Consider the following 11001-nt stretch of genomic DNA (forward strand, 5'->3'; position numbering starts at 1 on the left):
TGACCGTACCTGTTAAAGATTCTTACCATAGCGTCAGGGTAATTTTCGATGCCTTTTAACAGCCAAAAATCATTAACGCCATCGTTATTGGGGGTAAACGTGTTCGGAATATTTAATGCAGATAGCCCAACCGTAATTTTCACCTCTGTACGGGGACTTTCGCATCCGCCAATATACTGGCTGATATAAGCACTTTGCGAACTGGCTACAGGGATCTTAAAAATTCCGCTGCTTTGCTGATCGATCAAGTCCGGGCCGGTTGCCGAGAGATATAAACGATATCCGTAACCCGCCTGCGGGTTTTTCACCATGATCATTACATCACCAGCATAACATAACTGTACATTATCTGCCTCCGGCGCTGCTAGTGTAATAGTTTGATTACCGATGGTATAATCCTTTGTAGCCAAACCACATGCAGTTACATCTTTTACCTGCAATGTATAGGTTCCGTTAACTACGCCTGTTAAATCCAATGAGGTGCTCACACTTTGCTGCGATGAATTTATCCAGTTGTAGGTATATGGCTGCACGCCGCCGGTAACCGCGATATTTTGAATGCTGCCGACACCCTCAGCGCACTGGTCGCTGGTAACGGTGCCTGCTGCAATCTGAATAACGGGTATAGCATTAATGGTATAAATTGCGCTCTTTACCTGGGGGCAATTAAAGTTATATTGCACAAAAAAGTAGTATTGCCCTGCAGTGGCATTTTGCAGATCTATTTGCCCTGGCAAATACAACGCCCCGTTTGCCTTTTTCCATCCATAATTTGCATTCCCTGCATTTGTGAGCGTTATGCCGGTAACTGATCCATTAGAAAGGCCACACGTTGCATCCATTGGAAGGGCAGCGCTTTCATCTATTACCGGTGTCGCAGTCGGCGGATTCACGGTGAAGGTTGCCTTATTTGAATTACACCCGTTGCTATCGGTAATGTACAAGTAGTAAGTTCCGGGTGCAAGGTTGCTGATGGTATTTGAGTTCCCGTTAGGAATAATGTTGCCGCTGGCATCTTCCCAGTAATAATTGGCTACCGTAATCCCGGGGCCGGTACTGGGGAAAGTAGAGAAATGACCTGTGGGGTTGGTGCAATCAGTAGTAAAAGTCGACGGAAAAACTTTTGGGGTTAAATCAATCACCGTAAAAACACTTGACGTTACCGAAGGACAGGTACCATTTTCGCTAATTTGCAAAGTATAGTTGCCCGGTGCCAGGCCTGTGGCGTTCTGGCTGGTACTTACCTGGTTATTTTGACTGTCTGTCCACAGGTATTGAAAATTTCCCACCCGGTTTTCGATCAGCGCGATTGAACCGGCATGATGGCAATCAAAATTGGTTATGGTTACATCTGTCTGCGTAATGGCATCAAACTGAAAGCCAATGGTGTTGTTTGCTACGGTAGATGACGCCAAAACATTTTGGGTTATACTGCCTGTGTATGACCATATCCCGGCCGCATCAGCAGTAACTGTCGCAAAGCATGAATTTGGATTACATGTAGTGCATTTGGTTTGGGTAAAATATAATTGCACTGTGGCTCCCACCGGGGCATCACCACCGACCATTGTATTAGTTAGTTGCGTTATCCTGATGAAATTTTGTCCCGTCGGGTCATTTAACTGCACATTGGTATTGCAGTAAAATACATTCTGCACCACATTTGTATATGAATTGTTATACGCATCAATCGGGTTTTGGTAATTGGTGAAAACATTCTGATCGGCTGGTGCGTTTCCCCCAATAACCGAGTTTACGTCGCTGTTTTCTATAGCATAGGTACCCGCCCCCAGGGGAAAGGCCTGCGACCTGTCGGTTCCAAAGAAATTCCCTTTAATGATCAGGGCCGATTTATTCAGGGCTGAGACGCCAATCTCCGAAGCGCTAAAAACATTACCGGTTACAAATAATAAGGTATTTGGATCATTAACCAGGATGCATGAATTATTGGCCACCCCTATCGGTTTGGTCCCGGTATAGTCGGTATTAAAAAGATTATTCTCAACGGTTGCTAATTTATGGGTACCATCCGCAACGCCGCCAAAATTTATACCGCTGATTCGGCCGCTTAATATTACATTGCCATCCTGTGGGTTTGCACCGCCGATCATTAAACCTTGATAATCCTGCCCTGAATAAAAAACAGATGAATTGTTAAAAGCGTTAATGCCATCTGGCTGAATACCGATAAAATTGCTTTGGATCACTGCATTTTGAAACAGGCCGTTAAAGGCATAGTCGTTGCCGCTTATTACATTTCCTTTACCCGGCGCCCCAATAACCAATTTACAATTGGCGCCTGATACTATGGCACTTCCCAAACCCGATTGGTTAGGTGAAAAGCCTTCGATATACAAACCGTAAATTTCAACAGCGTCATTAACGCCAACCAGGGTTGAGACCTTGAAAGCGTTAAAATTTGCAGCAGGCACGGCTGGTGTAATGATCACTTTGGCGCCACTCACCCCAAGCGCTGAGCCCGGTTGGGTAGTCCCGTCAATAATAACATTTGCTGAAATATCAGGCAATTCAGATTGCAAGGTTATAGTTAGCGCTGCCTGTGTATTACCGGGCAAATTAAAATAGATATAGTCGGTGGTAGCGGTGCCGTTGCCGATAGCGTCTAACAATGCTTGCCGTAAGGTTCCGGCGCCGGCATCAGCATTACTGGTAACCGTAAAAGTTGCCGCGAATAAATTACCACAAATAAAAAATAACAGTAAAAACAGAAGTAATTTACGGATAATCATAGCGGCACCCCGGCAAAACGATTCTAAATTACAAGAAAATTACTTAGCTCTATAAATTAGGGGGCCAGATTTTATTAACACTGTCTATTCTACCTTGATAACTTTTGTGGCTGCGGATATGCCGTTCTCATTTATAGCTTCGATCCTAAAGTAATAAGGCTTTTCTTTATCCATCGTTTTTAAATAATATTCGTTGGCGGAGTAAACCATAATACAGTTATATAGCTTATCAGGAGCGGTTCCGGTATAAATATTATAAGCAAACGCGTTATCAACTGTTTGCCATTTTATCCAGGCGCTGCGTTTATCCTTTTCTGTGCGCAAAACCACAAAGTTTTGTACAGTATCAGGTTTGCTGCCGCCGCCATTGCCAAAAACCCGTAAACCGCTTATGGCGAATTTGCCGGTTGGCATATGTATGTTTTCCAGTTTGATATACCTGGCTTTTACCGGTGTTGATAATTCGATATAATCATGCGGCACATCGGTTTTATTCTGGCTTTTATCTGCCAGGATATGCCAGTTTTTGGCGTCGGATGAGTAATATAATTTATACTGAGTAAAAGTGGTGGTTGATTTTCCTAATATGGTAGCGTCCTGGTCGGCATAATTAATTTGAACAGCGTTTACCGTACTTTCCTTACCCAAATCGCTTTGGATCCACTCGCCTGGATTGCCTGTTTCGGCGCTCCAATAGGTTTTAATATTTTCATCCGCCGCATTGTTCGGCATATACCCACCCAGGGTTGAAGATACCTGTACCGGTTTATTATAATTCAGCAGCATCCAGCCGGTAAAGCGGCTTTGCAGGTGATCTGCCTTACCATCCGGGAGATAGGTAGGATAATCGCCGAACGCGGTGTTACAATACAAAACGCCATCCTTATCAAAACCAGTAGGCCAGATGCCGAGGCGGCGCTCAAAACTATTTTTTACAGCGATAGTGATCGTGGAGATATGCCAGTAATTCCCCCACGCATCCGTATAGGTACTGCCATGCCCAGCGCCCCTGGCGAAGCCTCCCGGTTTATAGCTAAAAGGCATTGACTGCGGCGTGAAAGGCCCGAGCGGATTGTCGCCTACCACTACGCCATCGCTATAACCACTAAACTCTGTTCCGGGTGCGCCGTATTGCAGGTAATATTTGCCGTCGTGTTTGGTCATCCATGAGCCTTCGATAAAGGGATCCAAAAAGGTGTCGTCCATATTCTCGCCGAAGCGCTGCCATCCGTAACGGAAGGGCTGCAAAAAATACATCTCTTTACGGTATGCCTTTAAATGAAAAGTTTTGGGGTCGATCTCCGCACCGTATAATGGATAGGTATTGCTGCTGCCATTGTACATATATAATTTACCATCATCATCCCTGAAAAAATCAGGGTCCCAGCCGCCGGGTTCAAATTCATGGATGGCTTCTTTCCATTCGTTAGCCTTTGGGTTGGTGCTCATCCATATCGGGAAGTTGGATGAATAGGTTGAACCAAATACCATTAAAGTGTCGCCCTGTACCCAAACCGCCGGGGCGCAAAGGTCATCATAAACATGATGTTCGGGCCTTAAAAATGACCGGGAAACAAAGTTCCAGTGGTACATGTCATGACTCCACCAATACCCCCACTGGTTGGTTGAAAACAGGTAGTAATCACCTTTGTACATCGTGATCACAGGGTCGGCCGTGGCACGGTGCTTGCCTTCCGTGGCAAAATTTGGGATCGGCGTATAACCGTAATCAATATTGATAGGGTTGCAATAGGTTAACTGTTTTTGCTGCGCGATAGAGCAGTTTGCTATCAGCAACATGCAGCAGGTAATCGTTATAAAAAGAAAAGCTTTTTTCATCTCAAATTTCTGTATTGATCAATTGACATTATTGAATTTTTATTCAAAATGACCGCGGTTTATAAATTCATTCAAAGATAACAGGAAGCCTTCAAAAAAACGATCAGGCGCGTTTACCATTTGCCAAAGTTCACACAACTTAAACCAGTTCTTGTCAACCTTAAATTAACCAATCGTCAAGCTACAAGTTAATTGACGCAAAAAGCACGAAAAGGGTTTACAAAAGGTTTACACATTCACAAATTAATATTTTGTAAACATTTGATATAAAGCAACTTATACGGTTTAAAAATAAAATGGGGTTTACATTTTTTTACTGCACCAGCCCCGGCATTTCCATGTTGTTCTGATAAAGCCTGAACGTCGATTTATTAGTGACGTGACGCACACTAATTTAAACCAGCATTGTTTTACTTTATCATAGGGCTTTCAAAATCAAGTTTTTTAAGGCCGTGCTGTACTTCGGGGCAGCTCATAAATAATTTCCAAAGCAAACCGCTGCGGTAGTTTTCTATCATCACTACAATCGGGCCCTGGTCAATCGCAAGGTACGATTTTGCATACCAGTTTCTCGATTCGCTAAAGGAGTCAACAAAGCCATAATCACCCCAGATCTTATCACCCAGGTCATAATAAAAATGCCGCAGGGCTTTCATCGAATATTCGGGGGTATATGGAAATGCTGATAAGGCAGCCGTAGGCGTAATAACGCCGAGATCGTTGGTTGGCGAATGTGCATTATAACCTTCAAAATTATCGCTGGCCGTTAAGCCCCAGCAATTTTCGCCATAACCTTTGTATTTTTTGGGGTTATCAACGCAATAATCGTGGTTAATGAGGGTATGATTGGTGTTTTGTTCCCAATAGTCGGCGTACTGATCTTTCAACCCTTTCGGATCGAGGCCAAGGAATGAATATTGTGAAAAGAACAAGGGGCCGCCGTAATCAAAACCCAATGGTAATTTATGTCCATAAAAGGATTTACCATTGGTAAAAAAACTGCTCTGTGCCCAGCCGCCGTGATATACATTCGCGCCAACCGGGTACCGGACCGCTGATTCAGCCAAAATATAGGTGATCAGGCATTCGTTAAAGCCACGTATGGCGAAATTCATTGCCCAGCCGTTGTTAGGTGACCAATGCCAGTAAAGGTTATCTCTGCCCTCCCTGGTAAACCAACTCCACTCAACATCGCCCCACATGGCGTTTATCCTGTCCCTTATTTCGCGTTCCTTTTGGTTATCACCGTTAAAATATTGCCTGGCACATAGCAGCCCCTGGAAAAGATAGGAGGTTTCCACCAGGTCAGCACCATCATCCTTGCGGCCAAACGGAATGATCTTCCCCGTTTCGCCATTTAACCAATGCGGAAATACGCCATGGTAAGCATCAGCCCGGTATAAAAAATTTACCATCTTTAACAACCTGTCAACAGCCTGTTGGTGGGTGATCCATTTCCTGTGATCAGCTACTATTAAGCTCATCACTCCAAAGCCCGAGCCACCAATGGTTACAACTTCGTTGCCATAATCATAGGCTACGTTATTCCTTTCGCGGGCAAGGCCACTCACCGGGTGGCCAAAATCCCAAAAATAACGGAATGTTTGGCGCTGCACTACATCAAGCAGCGCACTGTCAGTCAAATTTTTTATTACTCCAACGGGTTTTATACCTTCCACTGCTTCCGTTTTTCCCGGGTTCTGGGCCTGGCAGCAATAGGTGAGTGTAATTACAAGGGATAATAGTATCAGTTTTTTCATCTGTTTGTTCGTATATTAAATTCAGCCGCCACAAAATCTCTGGCCGGGTTGGCTGATCGTTATAAATTAGGGCTTTGAAAGCCCAGGTTTTTCATACCTGTTTTTACTTCGGGGCAGCTCATAAATAAATTCCAGAGCAAACCGCTCCGGTAGTTTTCAATCATATCAATAATTGGCCCCTCATCAATCGCCAGGTCTGAACTGGCAAACCAGGTGTTATCCAGGTCAAAAGCGTCATAGAAACCGTAGGGGCCCCATGTTTTATCGCCTAGTTTGTAATAAAAATATCTTAGAGCGTGCATAGATTGTGTTGGCGTATAGGGTAATGAAGCGATGGCAGCAGTTGGTGCGATGGTACCCACATCATTTGTTGGCGAACTCGCCGTATAACCGCTTTCAATATCACTTGCTGTTAATCCCCAGCAATTGGCACCATAGCCATAGTGACCGGCCGGATTAGCAACACAATAGTTATAATTAATAGTAGCATGCGCTTTATTTTGCACGTCGTAGGTTGCATAAGTGTCTGATAATCCATTCGGGTTTATGCCTAAAAACGAATAATGCGCAAAAAACAGCGGGCCGCCTTCTGCCGGGCCCAAAGGTAAAACGGTATTGAAATAGGTATTTCCATTTTTCATACTGCCATTGCCTGCCCAACCATTATCATAAACCGCTTTTGTTATGGGATGGGTAGTTGACGAAGCTGCCATAACGTAAGTAATAAGGGCCTCGTCCCATCCATTGATCTGCATATTGGATGACCAGCCATAATTGGGGCTCCAATGCCAAAACAGGACATTCTGCCCGCCGTTGGTAAACCAGTTCCAGTCAACATTATTATAAAGCGTGTTGATATCCGCCTGCAGCTGGGTTTCAGCCGGACTGCCGGCATTAAAATACTGGCGTGCGGTTAGCAGTCCTTCCATTAAGTAGGCGGTTTCTACCAGGTCGGCGCCATCATCCTGGGTACTGAAAGGCACTACTGCGCCTGTGGCCCCATTCATCCAATGCGGAAACGCGCCGTGAAATGTTTGTGCTTTTAATAAAAAGGCTACAATTGTTTGCAACCTTGCCAAAGCCTGTGCCCGGGTAATAAACTGGCGGTTAGCGCCAACTACCAGGGCCATAATGCCAAAGCCCGACCCGCCCATCGTAACGATGTCCCCCGAGGTATTGCGTTCGCGGGCGAGGCCACTTACCGGATGGCCGAAATCATAGAAATACTTCAGTGTTTGTTTTTGAACCAAATCAAGCAACTGGTTATCTGTTAATGCCGGAAATTTATTGGTGGTGTCAACTGCTGTTGTTAAGTCGATCGCTATTGCCGATTGCAAGGTGCCGCCGGCGGCAGATTTTAAAGCGGTTGAGATATTTAAAGTGTACTGGGTGATTGATTGCAATGCTGTTGGTGTGATGACAACAGTACTATCGTTGTTTTGATAAGAGGTAGTAAAATTCACTCCTGCGCCCACTTTATTGTTAAATGAAACCGCGCCGGCGACGGACGTATGGCTGAGCGGCGCCGAAAAAGAGATCCTGATAACAGGCGAATTATTTACCCCCTGGTAATTAAAACCGTTATAGGTGCCATTAACCTTTAATGCGCTAAAGCTGAGTGCCGGCGGAACAGGCGTAACAGGTGTTGGCTGTTTACTTTTACTGCATCCCCACAAAACAAAAAATATTGCTGCAATTAAACAGATTTTTAAGTTTTTTATCCCCATCACTATTAAGTTAAATCAATTGTACATCATTCACAAAAAAGGCTGCCTGATCCGCCGTCTGCCTGTGGAGGCAGACGGACGGACAAACAACCTTGTAACCAAACTCAATCAATCAAATATTATCTTCCTAATTTTTCAAGGTTGTATAAAGCAGATGCTTCTGATGACGATAAGACTTTATTGTATACCCTTACCTGGTCTAATACTCCTGTTAAATAACCGGCCCAGCCCTGTGCACCGGTAGCTGATGTAAGAGACGGCGTAGTTTGAAACTGTAAAGTCCCGAAAGCTATTTTGTCAGCAGCTGACCAATTAAGCGGTGCAAATCCTGTAGCTGTATTTGTACCCGCCTGGGCTCCGTTGTAATAAACAATAACCGTAGATGAGCTATCATCGTAAGTTACTTCGATATTTACCCAGGCATTCCATGGATTGGCAACTGTATAACCACCTTCCCATGCGTCTGAACCAGAAGGACCTGTACTGTTGTTAAACGCGTGCACCTTTAAAACGCCTGTTGTTGCTGTTCCGCCGTTGTCAAAGAAAATATCAAAATTACCCCAAAAATTCTGACTGTGAGCGATACTTATAAGCCCAAGAGCGCTGGTGTTTTGAGGCATTTTAACCCATAAACTAATCGTAAAGCTATGTAAAGCTTTTACCGCTGCGGGTGTGTTTGATACTACATAACCGTTATCAGCACCTTGTAATCCTTTTCCGATAACGCCGGTACCAAAGCTTGTTCCTGTTGCAACTCCTGTGGTAGCTGATAAACTATCAGCAAGGCTGCCATTAAACGGCCAGTAAGCAACCAAATTACCCGGTTCAATATCCTTTGAATTACTGTATCCTCCAAAGGTTGGCAACGGCTTCGTTGGCGCATAAGTCTTTGGGTCGAAACTTTTCTGGCACGAGGTTATTGATAAAATTATAGCAAAGCCAGCCAGGCCCGCCATAAATATTTTTTTAATTGATTTCATCATTTCTTTCTTTATTAAATAAATTAATAACCAGCATTTTGGGTTAAAGTACCCGCGCTCAGATCAATTTCATTTTGAGGGATCGGCCAAACTTCATTTTTGCCGGCTTTCCATCCGCGTGAACCGAATACAGCTGTTCCACGGCCCTGGCGGATCACGTCAAAATAACGGTCAAATTCCATGGCCAGCTCAACGCGGCGCTCGTTATAGATTGCGGTGCGCAGCGCACCCTGGTCAGTAGTCGTTATTTTTGGCAAAATAGCAGCATTACCTGCTCTTGCACGTGCCCTAACCATTTCCAAAGAAATTAAGGCGGGCGCAGCGTTACCCAGTTCGTTGTTTGCTTCTGCATTCATTAACAGAACATCGGCATAACGCAAAACGATCTTATCCTGCTGGCAACCTTCGTTATAGCCGGAAACATACAGGCTGAAGGGCACGTATGATTTTTGGTTATACATCGGGTTATCACCTGATGCAGGGATCACATCTCCTTCGGGTGTTGTTTCGCCCCTGAAGATGATAGTTGCATCCCTGCGTGGGTCGCCGGTTTCAAAAGCAGCCGCTAAGTCAGCGCTAGGCACATTAAATCCCCAGCCGCCACCTGTTGAACCGCGCACGCCCTGTACCTGTGAATATTGTGAATTTGACGCACCGGGATTGTTTGGGATCAGCATACACTGGATCTCAAAAATTGATTCAGAATTATTTTTATTATTGGACCTGAACATCTGTTCGTAGTTCGGGAATAAGGTATAGCCCAGCGCAGTAACTGCATTAGTTAAGGTAACCACATCGGCCCATTTCTTTTGATATAAAGCCGCTTTTGCGTGAAGTGCCAATGCAGCGCCTTTAGTTACATGGCCGATATCTGCGGCACTGTAAGATTGAGGCAATACTGATGCAGCATCTGTTAAATCGGCTTCGATCGCGGCCCAAACCTGCGCCTTGGCGGTACGGGGGATATTATATTCACTTGCTATTTTAGGCACATGCAAACGTAAAGGTACGTCGCCGAATGCTCTAACCAGCCTGAAATACGCATAGGCCCTGATAACTTTAGCTTCTGCCAGGTACCTTCCCTTTAAAGAGGCATCCATACTAATGCCCGGTACATTGTCAAGGATCTGGTTGGCAAAGTTGATGGTTTGATACTCACCTGCCCAAAAATCGGCAATCTGACCCTCGCCGGAATTCGCAGTGAAAAAATGGAAATCGTTCATAAACGATGCATCCGTCGGGCTGCTGCCCTTTTCAGCGTCGTCCGAACCCATGCTTTCAACGGCTATAGGGGCGAAAGCTATGTTGTTCCATGTGTGCAGGTTTGCGTACATCGCATCCACTGCTGAGGTAGCATCGGCCTGCGATTGCCAGAATTGAGTTGAAGCAACCGTTCCTTTGGCGGTTACATCCAAAAAGCTTTTTTTACAGCTTTGAACTGATATAAGGGCAAGGAGTAAGAAAATACCCGCGGCGCCTTTTAAATACTTTTTCATATTTGTCATCATTTATATGTTAAAATGTTAAGTTAACGCCAAAGTTATAGGTGGCATAAAGTGGATAAACGTTGGCGTCTATTCCGCGACCCAACACATCTCCACCAACTTCAGGATTGAATCCTTTATAGCCAAATATATTAAGGGCGTTTTGCGCGTTGGCAAATACTCGTAGTTTTTGTATACCCAATGCTTTAAGGCCCGCTGCCGGGAAGGTATAGCCTAATTGTGCATTACGCACCCTGAAATATGCACCGCTTTCAACATAAAACGAATTAGGGGCAGCATTGGCGTTTGCGCCTACATTTACTGAAGGATAGGTATTTGAAGTACCTGCACCGTGCCAGCGATGATCATAAAAATCCTGGGTAAAGTTCTCATTGCCATATCGGTAAGCAATATTTGCATTATAAATGCTCACATCTGCCACTCCCTGCATATCAAGCTCA

6 protein-coding genes and 1 pseudogene are annotated in these 11001 nt (G+C 44.7%); all 7 read right to left on the bottom strand.

The window, feature by feature from the left end; genetic code table 11:
- Nucleotides 1–2750 (bottom strand): gliding motility-associated C-terminal domain-containing protein (locus tag QZY09_RS04105; protein WP_295668474.1); only part of this gene is annotated, 2750 nt, incomplete at its 3' end.
- 84 nt (nucleotides 2751–2834) lie between these two features.
- Complete coding sequence (locus QZY09_RS04110) at nucleotides 2835–4589, bottom strand: family 43 glycosylhydrolase (protein WP_295668476.1); 1755 nt, start codon at nucleotides 4587–4589, stop codon at nucleotides 2835–2837.
- A gap of 410 nt (nucleotides 4590–4999) precedes the next feature.
- Nucleotides 5000–6349, bottom strand: coding sequence for a glucoamylase family protein (locus QZY09_RS04115; protein WP_295668478.1), 1350 nt, complete (start codon nucleotides 6347–6349; stop codon nucleotides 5000–5002).
- A 59-nt stretch (nucleotides 6350–6408) separates the two neighbouring features.
- On the bottom strand, nucleotides 6409–8076 hold the full coding sequence (locus QZY09_RS04120) for a glucoamylase family protein (RefSeq protein ID WP_295668481.1): 1668 nt from the start codon (nucleotides 8074–8076) through the stop codon (nucleotides 6409–6411).
- 119 nt (nucleotides 8077–8195) lie between these two features.
- On the bottom strand, nucleotides 8196–9059 hold the full coding sequence (locus tag QZY09_RS04125; RefSeq protein WP_295668484.1) for a LamG domain-containing protein: 864 nt from the start codon (nucleotides 9057–9059) through the stop codon (nucleotides 8196–8198).
- 20 nt (nucleotides 9060–9079) lie between these two features.
- On the bottom strand, nucleotides 9080–10552 hold the full coding sequence (locus tag QZY09_RS04130) for a RagB/SusD family nutrient uptake outer membrane protein (RefSeq protein WP_295668487.1): 1473 nt from the start codon (nucleotides 10550–10552) through the stop codon (nucleotides 9080–9082).
- 19 nt (nucleotides 10553–10571) lie between these two features.
- Nucleotides 10572–11001 (bottom strand): annotated as a pseudogene (locus QZY09_RS04135) (SusC/RagA family TonB-linked outer membrane protein); the annotation flags it as partial.

The organism is uncultured Mucilaginibacter sp., assembly GCF_903913935.1.
Taxonomy (GTDB): Bacteria; Bacteroidota; Bacteroidia; order Sphingobacteriales; family Sphingobacteriaceae; genus Mucilaginibacter.

Bases quoted from the DNA above. Each gene is read 5' to 3' on its own strand.
- QZY09_RS04110 (WP_295668476.1), bottom strand. From the start codon at position 4,589: ATGAAAAAAGCTTTTCTTTTTATAACGATTACCTGCTGCATGTTGCTG.
- QZY09_RS04115 (WP_295668478.1), bottom strand. From the start codon at position 6,349: ATGAAAAAACTGATACTATTATCCCTTGTAATTACACTCACCTATTGC.
- QZY09_RS04120 (WP_295668481.1), bottom strand. From the start codon at position 8,076: ATGGGGATAAAAAACTTAAAAATCTGTTTAATTGCAGCAATATTTTTT.
- QZY09_RS04125 (WP_295668484.1), bottom strand. From the start codon at position 9,059: ATGATGAAATCAATTAAAAAAATATTTATGGCGGGCCTGGCTGGCTTT.
- QZY09_RS04130 (WP_295668487.1), bottom strand. From the start codon at position 10,552: ATGAAAAAGTATTTAAAAGGCGCCGCGGGTATTTTCTTACTCCTTGCC.